The sequence below is a fragment of the Nocardia sp. Tas62D01 genome (genome assembly GCF_055232035.1).
The window spans coordinates 3,758,111-3,772,067 of the sequence record NZ_JBUYUZ010000001.1; the positions used below are offsets into that span (position 1 = coordinate 3,758,111).

The 13,957-nt window shown below is 66.9% G+C and carries 12 protein-coding genes; 10 read left to right on the plus strand and 2 right to left on the minus strand.

The genetic code is table 11. The annotated features are described in order from the left end of the window. Window position 1 precedes the first annotated feature (1 nt). Both ACV7NQ_RS18225 and ACV7NQ_RS18230 read left to right on the plus strand, forming a co-directional pair. Window positions 2–1,693, plus strand: coding sequence for a dipeptide ABC transporter ATP-binding protein (locus ACV7NQ_RS18225; RefSeq protein ID WP_463360773.1), 1,692 nt, complete (start codon window positions 2–4; stop codon window positions 1,691–1,693). Between the two features lie 245 nt (window positions 1,694–1,938). Then, window positions 1,939–2,685 (plus strand): oxidoreductase, encoded by a 747-nt coding sequence (locus tag ACV7NQ_RS18230; RefSeq protein ID WP_463360774.1) that lies wholly within the window; start codon window positions 1,939–1,941, stop codon window positions 2,683–2,685. Window positions 2,686–3,218: 533 nt separating this feature from the next. Here the strand turns inward: ACV7NQ_RS18230 and ACV7NQ_RS18235 are convergent. Next, window positions 3,219–4,058, minus strand: coding sequence for an HAD-IB family hydrolase (locus ACV7NQ_RS18235; RefSeq protein WP_463360775.1), 840 nt, complete (start codon window positions 4,056–4,058; stop codon window positions 3,219–3,221). Window positions 4,059–4,442: 384 nt separating this feature from the next. Here ACV7NQ_RS18235 and ssd point away from each other — a divergent pair, with 384 nt between their 5' ends. The 7 genes from ssd to ACV7NQ_RS18270 all read left to right on the plus strand — a co-directional run bounded on the left by ssd (window position 4,443) and on the right by ACV7NQ_RS18270 (window position 10,415). Then, window positions 4,443–5,555 carry a septum site-determining protein Ssd gene (gene ssd / locus ACV7NQ_RS18240; protein WP_463360776.1) on the plus strand — a complete coding sequence of 371 codons (1,113 nt, stop codon included), beginning with the start codon at window positions 4,443–4,445 and terminating at the stop codon, window positions 5,553–5,555. A 477-nt stretch (window positions 5,556–6,032) separates the two neighbouring features. Continuing rightward, entirely contained in the window at window positions 6,033–7,220 is a 1,188-nt protein-coding gene (locus tag ACV7NQ_RS18245; RefSeq protein WP_463360777.1) for a TadA family conjugal transfer-associated ATPase, read from the plus strand. After that, window positions 7,217–8,008, plus strand: coding sequence for a hypothetical protein (locus ACV7NQ_RS18250; RefSeq protein ID WP_463360778.1), 792 nt, complete (start codon window positions 7,217–7,219; stop codon window positions 8,006–8,008). Before ACV7NQ_RS18245 ends, ACV7NQ_RS18250 begins: the two co-directional genes overlap by 4 nt. A gap of 393 nt (window positions 8,009–8,401) precedes the next feature. Then, complete coding sequence (locus tag ACV7NQ_RS18255; RefSeq protein WP_463360779.1) at window positions 8,402–9,019, plus strand: type II secretion system F family protein; 618 nt, start codon at window positions 8,402–8,404, stop codon at window positions 9,017–9,019. Window positions 9,020–9,226: 207 nt separating this feature from the next. Beyond that, window positions 9,227–9,412, plus strand: a complete 186-nt coding sequence (locus ACV7NQ_RS18260) for a DUF4244 domain-containing protein (protein WP_463365721.1) — start codon at window positions 9,227–9,229, stop codon at window positions 9,410–9,412. Window positions 9,413–9,474: 62 nt separating this feature from the next. Beyond that, window positions 9,475–9,789 carry a TadE family type IV pilus minor pilin gene (locus ACV7NQ_RS18265; protein ID WP_463360780.1) on the plus strand — a complete coding sequence of 105 codons (315 nt, stop codon included), beginning with the start codon at window positions 9,475–9,477 and terminating at the stop codon, window positions 9,787–9,789. 119 nt (window positions 9,790–9,908) lie between these two features. Next, window positions 9,909–10,415 carry an Rv3654c family TadE-like protein gene (locus ACV7NQ_RS18270; protein WP_463360781.1) on the plus strand — a complete coding sequence of 169 codons (507 nt, stop codon included), beginning with the start codon at window positions 9,909–9,911 and terminating at the stop codon, window positions 10,413–10,415. Window positions 10,416–10,743: 328 nt separating this feature from the next. Here ACV7NQ_RS18270 and ACV7NQ_RS18275 read toward each other — a convergent pair whose 3' ends face one another. Further along, window positions 10,744–13,119: a DEAD/DEAH box helicase gene (locus tag ACV7NQ_RS18275; protein WP_463360782.1), complete on the minus strand. Its 2,376-nt coding sequence runs from the start codon at window positions 13,117–13,119 to the stop codon at window positions 10,744–10,746. A gap of 435 nt (window positions 13,120–13,554) precedes the next feature. On the opposite strand from ACV7NQ_RS18275, the gene ACV7NQ_RS18280 reads away from it, so the two are divergent. After that, window positions 13,555–13,761, plus strand: coding sequence for a cold-shock protein (locus tag ACV7NQ_RS18280; protein WP_463360783.1), 207 nt, complete (start codon window positions 13,555–13,557; stop codon window positions 13,759–13,761). The last annotated feature ends 196 nt before the right edge of the window (window positions 13,762–13,957 follow it).

Genomic DNA, 13,957 nt, shown 5'->3' on the forward strand with positions numbered 1-13,957 from the left:
GATGTCCGACAAACCACTGCTCGAGATCCAGAATCTCAATGTCTGTTTCACTTCCGAGGGCAAGAAGATTCCGGCCGTCCGCGATGTCAATCTGGCGGTGTATCCCGGCCAGACAGTCGCGATCGTCGGCGAGTCGGGATCCGGGAAAACCACGACCGCGCACGCGATCATCGACCTGCTGCCCGGAACAGGACAGGTCACCTCCGGGTCCATCCTGTTCGACGGCAAGGACCTCGCGAAGGCGTCGAAGCGCGACGTCGTCGCGGTCCGGGGCAGCGGCATAGGGCTCGTACCGCAGGACCCGATGTCGAATCTGAATCCGGTGTGGAAGATCGGGTTCCAGATCAGGGAAACGTTGGAGGCGAACGGAATCGCGAAGGGCAAGGCGGCCAAGCAGCGAGCGATCGAACTGCTCGAGGAAGCGGGGATGTCCGACGCGGAACGTCGGGTCAACCAGTATCCGCACGAATTCTCCGGCGGTATGCGCCAACGTGCGCTCATCGCGATCGGGCTGGCCTGCCGTCCCAAACTGCTGATCGCGGACGAACCGACCTCGGCCCTGGACGTCACCGTGCAGCGCCAGATCCTCGACCATCTCGACGGTCTCACCAGCGAACTCGGCACCGCGGTCCTGCTGATCACCCACGACCTCGGCCTCGCCGCCGAACGCGCGGAGCATCTGGTGGTGATGTATCGCGGCCGAGTGGTGGAATCCGGTCCGGCACTGCAGATTCTGCGGGAACCGCAGCATCTGTACACCGAGCGTCTGGTGAACTCGGCGCCATCGCTCGCCTCGCAGCGGCTGTCGTCGGTGCGGGAGCGCATCGAGATCCGCAAACAGGCCGTGCAGGTCGCCGAGGAGGTCGCGGCGGCCGACACCGAGCTCGTGGTGGTCTCCGACGATGTGCTGATCGTGCAGAATCTGACCAAGGCGTTCAAGATTCGCGGCAATGCACCGTGGAAGTCGACGGACTTCATCGCGGTAGACGATGTGTCGTTCCGGCTCGAGCGCGGCACCACCACCGCGATCGTCGGCGAGTCCGGGTCGGGCAAATCCACTGTCGCACAAATGGTTCTGGGACTGCTCGAACCAACGGCCGGAACGGTGACCTTCGACGGCAAGGAGGTGGCCAAGCTGGATCGCAAGGGCGCCTTCGCGTTCCGCCGCCGGGTGCAGCCGATCTTCCAGGATCCCTACGGCTCATTGGATCCGATGTATTCGATCTACCGCACCATCGAGGAGCCGCTGCGCACCCACCGGATCGGCACCAGCAAGGAACGTGAGGCGACGGTACGCGAACTGTTGGACAAGGTTTCGCTGCCCGCAACGGTGATGCGGCGCTACCCGAACGAGCTGTCCGGCGGCCAGCGCCAGCGCGTCGCGGTCGCCCGTGCGCTGGCGCTCGCCCCGGAGGTAGTTGTCTGCGATGAGGCGGTCTCCGCGCTCGATGTCCTGGTGCAGGCCCAAATCCTGAAGCTGCTCAACGACCTACAAGCCGAGCTGGGTTTGTCCTACCTGTTCATCACCCACGACCTGGCCGTCGTCCGTCAGATCGCCGACGACGTCCTGGTGATGCAGACTGGCAAGGTCGTCGAGGCCGCGACCACCGACGAAGTCTTCGACAACCCCCGAGAGGAGTACACCCGCCGCCTGCTGGACGCAATTCCGGGGCGCGACCTGTTGGCGGGATGAGCTGTCACCGCCGCGTAGAGTGCATCGGCGGCGACGATGAGCGCGCCGATCCCCGGCAGCTCGGACCTAGCCGCCCAGCCGAGCGCGGCGCCGATGGCCAAGAGGGTCCTGCGACATGCCGATCACGGTCCGCCGCCACTTCACCGACCTTTTAGCGTCGGAGCAGGTGACGGCACTGACCGGTATCGAGGAGACCATTGCCCGGCCCCGGGCGGCAGCGGTCGACTGAACTAGCCTCGTATCCCGTGACCGATCCGCTACAGCCTCTCGTCGATCTGCCCGGTGTGCGCGAAAGCGCTGACAGGGTCCGCGACGCGCTTGCCGACGTGCATCGGCACCAGGCGAACCGGCGTGGATGGCCGACCACGGCCGCGGAGGCCGCGGTGCGCGCGGCCCGATCCTCCGCCGCCATCGACGGGGGAACCACCGAGGTGCCCGCCGATGGGCGCGTAGACGATCCGATCCTGGCCGGGTCGCTGCGGGTGGGGCAGGCCTTGGACGGTGACGCACTGCGGAACCTGGTCGGCACCTGGCAGCGGGCTCCGCTGCAGGCGCTGGCCCGGCTGCACCTGCTGGCCGCGGCCGATCTCGTGACCGACGAGGCGCTGCTCGGCCGACCCCGCGGTGACGCCGGTGTCGCCGAGCGGCTGGACATGCTGGTACAGACCGTGCTCGCCTCCACCGCGCCCGCACCGGTTGTCGCGGCCGTCGTGCACGGAGAGTTGTTGGCGTTGCAGCCATTCGGGACTGCCGACGGCATCGTGGCGCGGGCGGCATCGCGGCTGGTCGCGGTGTCCAGCGGACTCGACCCGCACAGTCTCGGCGTGCCCGAGGTGTTCTGGCTGCGGCGACGGCAGGCGTACCTGGATGCGGCCGCCGCGTTCGGCTCGGGTGCTCCGGATGCGGTGGGCGGCTGGGTGATCCTGTGCTGCGGCGCTTTCGAGGACGGCGCAAGGGAGGCCACGTCGATCGCCGATTCGGCGTCGGGTTAGGGCGGGCGGCGGCGAGGCCCGTACACAGCACAAGCCCTGCGCACATCAAAGCGGGCGGCGTTGTCGTCTGAACGACCTCACCGCCCGCTAACACGGATCACCCGGTTACCAAGCGTGCTAGGTGGGTTGTGTTCTGCGGCCTCGGCGATAATGCAGACTCCACCGGTTCATCCCCGCAACCTGTGCGAGGCGCTCGCCGTCGGCAATCCGTATTTCGCAGGCCCACAACGCTTCTGCCCTTGTCGCGGCGCGCTCCGCGTGGGTACCTGGTGTCCGTGCTGGGAAGAGCAGACGGGAGACTGAACCTTCTCTTCTGGTTCCGCCTTGGCCTTCCGACCTTCCGTAATTACCTTTCTACACTGTGACCGCCCTCACATCAAGGGCTGGGAAACATCCAATATTCGGCGTGTTCATCGGCGTTTCGTGGTTAAATCCCTGGTCGCGACATCCTTCGTGTTATGTCAGCAAACGCTCCGGCAAGCAACCCGCTGGCTCCCCAACAGCCAGTACGCGTGGCCTGTCTGGACCAAGCCTCAGCGGCGCCCACGCAGTAACCGGTAGCTCAGCGCGCCGGCCACCACCGCGCTCAACCCGACCACCGCCGTCGCGGCAAGGGTGGTCGACGAGGGCGTCTGGAACCGCGCCCACATCGACACCGGGTTGGAGAACGCCAAGATCGGCCAGCCCCTGGCGGTGGCCTCCTTGCGCAGATTGCGATCGGGATTCACCGTCGTCGGATGGCCGACCGCGCCGAGCATCGGCAGGTCGGTTACCGAATCGGAGTATGCGTAGCACCGCGCGAGGTCGTAACCCTCAGTCGCGGCAAGCTTTTCGATCGCAGCCACCTTGCCCTCGCCGTAGCAGTAGAACTCGACCTCGCCGGTGTATTTGCCGTCCGCGACGACCATGCGGGTCGCCGCCGTATGCGAGGCGCCGATCACCTCGGCGATCGGGCCGACGATCTCTTCGCCCGAGGCAGACACAATCACCACGTCGTGGCCGCGGATCTTGTGGTCGGCGATGAGATCGGCGGCCTCGGCGTAGATCAGCGGGTCGACCAGCTCGTGCAGTGTCTCTGCCACAATGGATTTTACCTGTTCGACGTCCCAGCCCGCGCACATGTCGGTCAGGTGGGCGCGCATCCGTTCCATCTGATCGTGGTCGGCACCCGACAGCAGGAACAGGAAGTGGGCATAGCTGCTCTCCAATACCGCGCGGCGGTTCAACAGGCCCTGTGCATAGAACGGCTTGCTGAACACGAAGGTGCTCGACTTCGCGATCACCGTCTTGTCGAGATCGAAGAAGGCGGCGACACGTCCGCCTCCGGTGGTTGGCTGATCCGGAAGCCCGGTTTGGTCGCTCTCGGCCGTCACCCGTTCAGAATAGGCGGTCCGCTGCGTCGACTCCGCACGCGCCGATGATGCTGGTCAATGGGCCGCGCGTCGGGTTGACGCGGCGAGTTTGCCCTGGACACGCGGGCCGGTGACAGCCACAAAGTTCTCCGGCGACAGACTTGCGTTGTGGCCGGGGCTTGGGTGTAGTATTGCTGTCACCTGGACATAGTCCAGGCGCGTTCAGCCCGACCCCCCGGGGCTGAACCCGACGGCCCCAGCCTCCTCCCCCCCCGGCTGGGGCCGTCCTCTATTTAGGGGACGGTTCGATTCCTTTCGCTCCGGAGTTATCCACAGCCCCGGGGTTATCCACACTCGGCATATTGCCTCTTCTGCTTCGTCTCGGCATCGACCACGCTGACCTGCATGGATCTCGAAGCTGCACCGTCGATTACGACGCCACCGGCACTTGTGCTCATCCGGGATACCCGCCTGCGCGACGAGGTTCGACGCGTCGCGGCCGCGGCGGAACGCGGTCTCGACGAGCGTGAGCTGCCTGTGGGCAGGCACGCCTGGACCGGTGCGCCGCTGGTGATTCTCGAAACAGCGGCGGCTCGGGAGTGCGCGGAGGCCGGATATCTGCGGCGTGTCGGCGTCGTTCTGGTGACCGACGGCGAGCCCGGATTGATCGATTGGCAGGCTGCCGCGGCGGTCGGGGCGGAGCGCGTTATCGCGCTGCCCGGCGCCGCGGTCGGGCTTATCGAGAAGTTTGCTGAGCACGGCGAAAACCGTGTCGGCGACGGCGCGGTCGTCGCGATCGCCGGTGCGGGCGGCGGCGCGGGCGCCTCGACATTGGCCGCGGCGACCGCACTGCGATCGGCCGCCGAACGGTTTCGCCGTGACACCGTGCTCGTCGATGGCGCACCGCTCGGCGGAGGCCTCGACATGCTGCTCGGTATCGAAACCACGGCCGGACTGCGCTGGCCGGATCTGGTGATCGAGGACGGCCGGGTGTCGGCGGCCGCGCTGCACAGCGCACTACCGGCGGCCGCTCCCGGGTTGGCCGTGCTGTCGTGCGGACGCGGTGGTGCCGGGCGCTTGCCGAGCGCGATCGGTTCCGCCGCGGTGCGTGCCGTCGTCGAAGCAGGTCGTGCCGCAGGTGATTTGGTGGTGTGCGACGTATCCGGCGAACGAGGTCCACATGCCGACCAGATGCTCGACTCGGCCGACCTCGTGGTGTTGGTTGTGCCGGCCCGGCTGCGTGCGGTGGCCGCGGCCGAATCCGTTGCCGCCTACATCGGGCAGCGAAACCCCAACCAGGGCTTGGTAGTACGCGGACCAGCGCCAGGCGGACTCCGCGGCACTGAAGTCGCGGAGGTCCTCGATCTCCCACTGCTCGCCTCTGTTCGGGCACAGACCGGTCTAGCCGCCCGACTCGAACGCGGCGGCCTCACCGTCCGCCGCCGAGGCCCCCTGCGCGATGCGGCCGACGCGGTACTCGCCGTGCTCAGTGCGCCGTCTGGACGGGGGCCGCGATGAGGGTTGGTGAGATCCGCACTGCGGGAACGGATTCGCGCTGTGGCGGCTGCCATACGTGCTGGTCGGGCCGGAGTGGCGATGGATATCGCGACGGTGTCGAACTGCTCGGTCAGCCCAGAACGCGGCCGACGCGATGCGTCACATCCCGGACGTGTCGACGAGGCAGGGGCGGTGCGGCGTGTTGGTGAGATCTGAGTCACCGGAGTGGATCCGCGATGTGACCGATGTGGTGCGTGCCGATCAGGCAGCGGCGGCGATGGATACCGCGGTGGCGTGGAACTGCTGGGTCGATCCGGATCGGCGCCGGCGCGGTGTTTGTGAGATCGGACTTGTCGAGGCGGGCCGGCGACGCGACCGATGCCGTGCTGCAGGTGGTGCATGGTCGGCGGGTATTGCCACAGTGGCGTCCAAACCGCTCGACCAGGTCCCCGCCGATGGCGTGCTTGCTGTATCGGGCGCGCTGATGAGGCAGGTGCGATGAGCGCGTTGGTGACGTCCGAACTGCTCGATCGGGTGCGGGAGCGGCTGGCGGGTGGGTCGGGTGATCCGGATCCTGCGCAGGTGGCCGCGGCTATTCGGGCCGAGGCAGGCGGAGTGCTCGGTGATACCGACTTGCTGCGGGCACTGCGGTTGTTGCAGACGGAGATGACAGGTGCCGGGGTGTTGGAGCCACTGCTGCAGGATCCACAGGTCGCCGATGTATTGGTGACCGGGCCGAACGCGGTGTGGATCGATCGGGGTCATGGGCTGCAGAAGACGTCGGTGGTCTTTCCGGATGAGGCAGCGGTGCGCAGGCTCGCGCAGCGGCTGGCGCTTTCGGCGGGGCGGCGGCTCGATGATGCGCAGCCATGGGTAGACGGGAGGTTGTCCGGAAGGGAAGGGGCGCTGGGGGATTCCGTCGGGGTCCGACTGCATGCGGTACTTGCGCCCGTGGCGCACGGGGGCACCTGTGTGTCGCTGCGTGTGCTGCGTCCAGCCACCCAGGGTTTGGACGCGCTGGCCGCCGCCGGTTCGGTGCCTGCCGACGCGAAACTGCTGCTGGAGCGGATCATTCGGGCCAGGCTGGCCTTCTTGGTGGTGGGCGGCACCGGCGCGGGCAAGACCACGCTGCTGTCCGGATTGCTCGCGAAGGTCTGTTCGGAGGAGCGGATCGTCTGTGTCGAGGATGCGGCGGAGCTCGCACCGCCGCATCCCCATGTCGTACGGCTGGTTGCGCGTACGGCGAATGTCGAGGGCGTCGGCGAGGTGACAGTGCGTGACCTGGTGCGCCAGGCACTACGGATGCGACCGGATCGGATCGTCATCGGCGAGGTGCGTGGCGCGGAGGTGGTCGATCTGCTCACCGCGCTGAATACCGGGCACGATGGCGGCGCGGGGACGGTGCACGCGAATTCGCCGCAAGAGGTGCCTGCACGACTGGAGGCCCTTGCGGCACTTGGGGGCATGGATCGGGCCGCGTTGCACAGTCAGCTCGCCGCCGCCGTGCAGGTGGTCTTGCATGTGCATCGACGGGCCGATGGTTCGCGTGGGTTGCGCGAAATCGGCCTCGTGCAACGTGATGAGAACGCCCGTGTGCACATCGTGGCGGCCTGGCGCGCCGATCACGGCCCGACAGCCGCCGCTGCCGCGCTGACCCGCCTGCTGAACGAACGGCTCGACCGATGATCGCGGCGATGATCTGCCTGGCGCTCGCGCTACTGAGCGCACCGGCGCCGGTAACCCGTCGCCGTTTCACCGGACTGTTCATGGCGTCGGTCGAGGCTCGGAAGCCGCAGCGTGGCACGCTGTTTCGGGTCGCGATCGGCGTCGTTATCGCGGCAGCCGCAATCGTCGGAATCGGTCCGCTCGTTGCCGCGATCCTGGTGGCGGGGACTGTCGGCATCCGGGTTCGTCGTGCGGGACGCGACCGTCGGCGCAGCGCCGAGTGCGCTTACCTGCTGGACGCGGTCGAGGCGGTCATCGGTGAACTGCGGGTGGGTGCGCATCCGAGTGCCGCCGCGGCCGTTGCGGCGCGAGAGACCCAAGGCGAGGCGGCACTGGCGTTCGCGGTGAGCGCCGCCCGCAGCAGACTCGGCGGCTCCGGCGCCGACGGTTTACAGCACCCGGATTCCGTCATCGCCGTCGAACTGACCGGAATCGCCGACGCCTGGCGCGTCGCCGAGCACCACGGCCTCGCCCTCGCCGAACTGCTGTCAGCCGCCCGCACAGATCTGGTGGGTCGCATCCGCTTTCGCGGCCGCACCGCCGCCGCCTTGGCCGGCGCCCGCGCCACCGCCGCAGTACTGGCAGCCCTCCCTCTCCTCGGCATAGCCCTAGGCCAACTAATGGGCGCCGCACCACTAACCGTGCTGTTCGACTCCTCCACAGGCTCAGTCTTACTACCCATAGGCGCTGGCCTGGCCTGCGCAGGCTTGCTGTGGACGGATGCGATCACACGAAAGGTCCTCATATGAACTGGATTGGCGTATGCAGGCGTTCTGTGGGCCGATGCGCACATGCGACGGTCATCGCACGAACCGTGGCGGCGTGCGCGGATCTGCTGTGGATGGATGCGGTCGGGTGGAGCGCTTTTGTACGAAGCGGATTGGTGTGTGCGGGCTTGGCATGCGCCGGTCTGTCGTGGGCTGCCGCGATCAGACGGATGCCTTCGTCTGCGACGGGTTGCCGTGCGCGGGCTGGTGCCGTCGGGTGGCTGGTACTCGACTGATGCCGGCAGGCGCGGGCTCGCTGCAGGATTGATGTGATCATACGAAAGGGGTTCGTACGAAAACGGTTTGGCCTATATCGGGTCTGGGACCGACCGACGTGATCGCTGGCGGGAAGCGGTCGTATGAAAGGGGGTAGGGATGGTGGGGATAACTGGTGGAGCGGTTTTGCTGTTGGCGGGGGCGCTTGTCGTGCTGCCTGGGCGGGTGGCGGTGAGTCGGCGGCTGCTGATGTTGCGTGGGGTTGGTTCGGAGCCGTTGGTGGGGGAGGTCGGGCGGGGTGGAGGTGGTGATCCGTTGGCTGTTGCGTCGGTGTTCGATCTGCTCGCGGCTTGTCTGCGCGCGGGGCTACCGATGGCCGGTGCGGCGCGGGCGGTGGCGGCGGGGGCGCCGGTGGTGCTCGGCGATGCCCTGCGCAGGGCCGCCGACTTGCTTGCGCTGGGGGCGGATGCGGCGACGGCGTGGGAGCGGGCGGCACAGGACGCGGTGGGCAAGGCGGGTGCGAAGGAGGTCGAGTCGTTGGCGCGGATGGCGCGGCGCTCGGCACGTTCGGGCGCCTCGTTGGCGGCGGCCATCGGTGAATTGGCCGAACAGCACCGCGGTGCCGTGGAGGATGCGGCCGCTGCACGTGCCGAGCGGGCCGGTGTCCTGATCAGCGGTCCGCTGGGACTGTGTTTCCTGCCCGCATTCATCTGTCTCGGCATCGTGCCCGTTGTGATCGGTCTTGCGGGACGGGTGCTGGGTAGTGGGCTGCTGTGAGGCGGTGCAGTGCGCGAGCCGCGGCTACCGCGTCCCCTGAGCCTGACGAAACCGGACACCGGCGCGGCGAGGCCGTGGATGAGTGCGTTGCCCGGTTGGGGAGAACTTGCCTGCGTGGACCGTCCGCGCGGGCTGGAGAGAAAGGGGAAACCGGTGCGAATCGAGAAGGCGGCGGATTGGGCGCTGCACCGTTTGGACGGCATCTATATGGAGCTGCGATCGCGGCTGTTGCACGCGGCAGTCGGCGACGAGGGCATGAGCACAGCGGAATATGCGATCGGCACGATCGCCGCGGCCGCGTTCGGGGCCGTGCTCTACGGGGTGGTGACCGGCGACAGCATCGTGAACGCCTTGACCAAGATCATCGATCGGGCGCTCAACACCACCGTTTAGGTAGGGATCTCCGTGGGGTAAACGATTGTGGTGCAACAGGTCTCGGTAGTGAGCGGGGTTCGGTGACGGTAGAGGCGGCGATCGCCCTCGCTGCCATTGTGCTCGGTGTGGTCCTGTGCCTCGGTGCTCTGCTCGCGGCGTCGACACAGGTGCGCTGTGTCGACGCCGCCCGCGAGGCGGCCAGGCTCGCCGCACGCGGTGACCAATCGAATGCGGTGGCGGCGGCCAGGCGGGTAGCGCCGTCCGCCGCCGACATCACGGTGCGTGCGGAGGGCGATCACGTGGTCGCTGTAGTTTCCGCCCGCTCGGCGTTGCTGCCCCTGCTGGTCCTGCGTGCCGATGCCGTCGCCGTGCGAGAGCCAGGAGTAGCTCAGTGAGCGGCGGCGCAGGGCAAGTCCTAGACCGAGCCGACTGCGAGCACCGTCGGGCCGCACCTCGGTGTCGCGCGATCTCGAGCGGCGAGGTTCGGGAGCCGGAGACACACGGTTTGAGCAGCATGTGCGGACGGGCGATAGCGCGGGGTGGTTGGAGTCGAGGTGGCATTCGGCGCTCGGGCACGGTCTCGCCGTCAAGGGGCGGCGTGCGGCACGTCGATGCTGGACCGGTGGTGCGCGAGGGCGACCGTTGGCGAGGTGAAGTCGTGAATAGGGGCCGCGCAGACGATGGGGGAGCGACGGTGCTCGCCTGCCTCGCATTGGCGGGGCTGATCGGGGCGACGTTGCTGGTTTCTCAGGTCGGCGTGGTTGTTGTGGCTCGGCATCGGGTGCAGGCCGCGGCGGATTTAGGAGCATTGGCTGCGGCGGGTGCACTCGAACAAGGAGCGGAGGCCGGTTGCGCGCAGGCGATTGAGCTTGCGCGACGTATGCGAGTGCGGATTCGCGAGTGTGAAGTAGCGCAGTGGGATGCGACCGTCACTGTCGAAGGGAATGTACCAATAGGTCTGTTCGGTAACCGGACGGTTCGAGCTGTCGCTCGCGCCGGTCCTGTCGAAGATGGAGTGTGATCTGTGCGTACACACACTGGTCAGTGGTAGCCCAACGCAGTGTAATTCGGAAATTCCAATGACCGAATAAATATGGGTATCAAACTGATTCCCCTCGAGTAACCGGACAACACAATGAATGAATGCGCATGTGGCAGGGTAAAGGCTGCGGCAATACTTCAGTTAACATGAATCTATTCCTCTTTATTCGGACGCCCGACACGCCTGGGTTGGACCGGCCGGGCCGGTCGGTATGTCCTGGTGACCACCCGGCCAGGTCGATGACCGGTCACACTCGGGGGTCGGCGTCGTCACGGATCGAGATCGGCAGCTTCACCTGGGCGAATAGTCACGGCTGTGCGTTCAGCTCTGCCAGTAGGGCGGCAAGCAGACGCCCCGCGCCCGCCTTGTCCAGCGGATGGTTGCCGTTGCCGCACTTCGGCGATTGCACGCAGGACGGGCAGCCTGCCGCACAGGCACAGGATTCGATGACCGCGAGCGTCGCCGACAACCAGCGCCGCAGTTGCGTGAAACCGCGCTCGGCGAAGCCCGCGCCGCCGGGTTGCCCGTCGTAGACGAACACCGTCGGCAGGCCGGTGTCCGGATGCTCCGCGGTGGAGACGCCTCCGATATCCCAGCGATCACAGGTCGCTACCAGCGGCAATAGGCCGATAGCCGCATGCTCGGCGGCATGCAGCGCGCCGGGCGTATGTTCCGGATCGATGCCCACCGAGGCAAGTAGCTCGGGCGTCACGGTGTACAGCACCGCGCGGGTCGGCAGAGTCTGCGCGGGCAGGTCCAGCTCGACCAGGTCGAGCACCTCGCCGGTGAGCAGGGTGCGCAGATAACCGATGACCTGGCTGGTCACCCGAACCTGCGCCAATGCGGTGGTCACCCGGCCGTGACGGCGTTGTTCGGTCACCGCGTCAACGGCGATGGAGGTGACCTGGCGGGCGCTGGTGGTCCAGCCGGGATCGGCCCCGTGCACGAAGGCAACACCTTCGTCGAGATCCAGTTCGTCGACCATGTAGGTCTCGCCTTGATGCAGGTGAACCGCGCCCTGATGCAGCGTGGCCGGGGCGCGCCCGGCGTCGGCCGTGCCCAGCAGTCTGCCGGTTTCCCCATCGACGATCGCCACCGGCGTCCCGATGCCGCCGCGCACGTCGACGGCGTCGTGCGGCTGCGTTTCCGCGGTGACATACCAGCGTGCCCCGCCGTTCGCGGCGCCGACGACCCGGCGCCGAATCAGCCCCTGGCCTGCGAGATCGGTGAGCATCTCACGTGCCCCGAACGTATCGACCTCGGCATCGGTGAGCGGCAACTCCAATGCCGCGCACAGCAGTTGGGGACCGAGTACATAAGGGTTGTGCGGATCGGTGATGGTGGCTTCGACCGGCTTGTCCAGCAGCGCCTCCGGATGATGGACAAGGAAGGTGTCCAGCGGATCGTCCCTGGCCACCAGCAGTACCAGTGATCCCTGGGTTCGCCGCCCAGCGCGCCCGGCCTGCTGCCAGAACGATGCGACTGTGCCGGGGAATCCGGAGATCACCACGGCATCGAGACCCGCGATATCGACGCCCAGCTCGAGTGCATTGGTGGTCGCCGCACCGAGCAGCGACCCCGTCGAAAGCGCCGCTTCCAGGTCACGCCGGTCCTCGGCTAGATACCCGGCCCGGTATGCGGCAACCCGCTCACCGAGCGCCGGATCGGTCTCGTTGAGCAGCCTGCGGGTCTCCATCGCGGTCAGCTCGGCGGCCCGGCGAGACCGGACGAAGGTCAGCGTCCGCGCTCCCTCGACCACCAGGTCCGCCATGATCCTGGCCGCCTCGGCGGTGGCCGAACGCCGCACCGGCGCACCGTTTTCGCCGGTCACGGCGGTCAAAAGGGGTGGCTCCCACAGCGCGACGGTACGCGGCCCCTGCGGTGATCCGTCCTCGGTGACCGCGACACAGGGTGCGCCGATCAGCCGGGATGCCGCGGCCGCGGGTTCGGCCGTGGTCGCCGAGCACAGCACGAATGTAGGGGCGGCGCCGTAGTGCGCGGCGATCCGCTGCAGCCTGCGCAGGACCAACGCGACGTGGGAGCCGAAAACGCCGCGATAGGCGTGGCATTCGTCCACCACCACGTAGCGCAGCCTGCGCAGCACCCTGGCCCAGCGCTGGTGGGAGCGCAGGATGCCCAGGTGCAGCATGTCGGGATTGGTGAAGATCCATCGGCCGTTCGCCCGCACCCATTGCCGGATTTCGGCCGGGGTGTCGCCGTCATAGGTGGCCGGATGAATATCCCGGAGCGCTCCTTCATGGGTCAGTTCGCTCACCGCACGCAACTGATCGGCGCCTAATGCCTTGGTCGGCGCTAGATAAAGGGCGGTAGCGCGTGGGTCCTCGCGCAGCGCGGTCAGTACCGGTAGTTGATATCCCAGCGACTTACCGGATGCTGTGCCGGTGCTGACGACGACGTGTCTGCCGCCCGCCGCGAGGTCGGCGGTCCTGGTCTGATGGATCCACGGAGCGGTGACGCCGGTGGCTCGCAACGCCTCGACAACGTCCGATGCCGCCCAATCGGGCCAGGTAGTGGTGGCCGCCACCCGGGCAGGCAGCTCGACGACATGGGTCAGCCGCGGATCATCGTCGGGAACTCCGGTTAGGACACGATTCAGCAACGATCCCCCATAACTTTGGAGGTTGCTGGCGCGCGGCCGGGTCGCCGGTTCGGTCGGATTCATGACTCGTGCGTCCCGACACACGCAGAAAGTGTGAAACGTGTGCGCTTGGGAAGCGCTACCTGCCATTTCGATACCAAATAGCGATCTGGGTCACAGGCGGTTTGCCAGACACTCGCTCGGTTATCTGAAGGCAAACGAACCTCAAGTCTAGATTCCGGCATTGTGTCCCTCACCTGCGCATTCGCAAGATCAACTTTTTTGCAAATTGTCGGTAACTCGACTGTTGAATTGCTCGAAGACATGGTTCACTAGTTCCTGGTCGCAAGCTTCTGTGTTCGAGGGACGGATCTAAAGTCCAAACCGTCAGCAGGATCGATGTTGCGAACGGTGTGCTTGGTGCTTTCCTGCAGGGGGAACCAACAGTACAACGGTCGGAACGGACCCGGTGGGCGAACCTACTTGTCCGCCGTTCCGGTAAGAAAGAGAAGGAACAGAATGGCACAGGGAACTGTGAAGTGGTTCAACGCGGAGAAGGGGTTCGGCTTCATCGCGCCCGAGGACGGCTCCGCTGACGTCTTCGTCCACTACTCCGAGATCCAGGGGTCCGGCTTCCGTACCCTCGAGGAGAACCAGAAGGTCGAGTTCGAGGTTGGCCAGGGCACAAAGGGCCCGCAGGCCACCGGAGTTCGCGCGGTCAGCTGAGCGCGCGAACGATCCACCGCTCGTCCCTCACCGCCGGTAACGGAGGTGGGGGACGAGCTATATCTGGGGTAGGGCACAGACAAACCCAAGCACGCCAACGTCATTCAGTATGCCTCCGTTATTGGTCCCCGCCGGCGCCGCATCCGCGACCACCGGAGGGTCGGGTCGCGAGCACGCCGTGCCGCGGGCGCGGCAA

Bases quoted from the DNA above. Each gene is read 5' to 3' on its own strand.
- ACV7NQ_RS18270 (WP_463360781.1), top strand. From the start codon at position 9,909: ATGTGCGGACGGGCGATAGCGCGGGGTGGTTGGAGTCGAGGTGGCATT.
- ACV7NQ_RS18225 (WP_463360773.1), top strand. From the start codon at position 2: ATGTCCGACAAACCACTGCTCGAGATCCAGAATCTCAATGTCTGTTTC.
- ssd (WP_463360776.1), top strand. From the start codon at position 4,443: ATGGATCTCGAAGCTGCACCGTCGATTACGACGCCACCGGCACTTGTG.
- ACV7NQ_RS18245 (WP_463360777.1), top strand. From the start codon at position 6,033: ATGAGCGCGTTGGTGACGTCCGAACTGCTCGATCGGGTGCGGGAGCGG.
- ACV7NQ_RS18255 (WP_463360779.1), top strand. From the start codon at position 8,402: ATGGTGGGGATAACTGGTGGAGCGGTTTTGCTGTTGGCGGGGGCGCTT.
- ACV7NQ_RS18280 (WP_463360783.1), top strand. From the start codon at position 13,555: ATGGCACAGGGAACTGTGAAGTGGTTCAACGCGGAGAAGGGGTTCGGC.
- ACV7NQ_RS18260 (WP_463365721.1), top strand. From the start codon at position 9,227: ATGGAGCTGCGATCGCGGCTGTTGCACGCGGCAGTCGGCGACGAGGGC.
- ACV7NQ_RS18250 (WP_463360778.1), top strand. From the start codon at position 7,217: ATGATCGCGGCGATGATCTGCCTGGCGCTCGCGCTACTGAGCGCACCG.
- ACV7NQ_RS18275 (WP_463360782.1), bottom strand. From the start codon at position 13,119: ATGAATCCGACCGAACCGGCGACCCGGCCGCGCGCCAGCAACCTCCAA.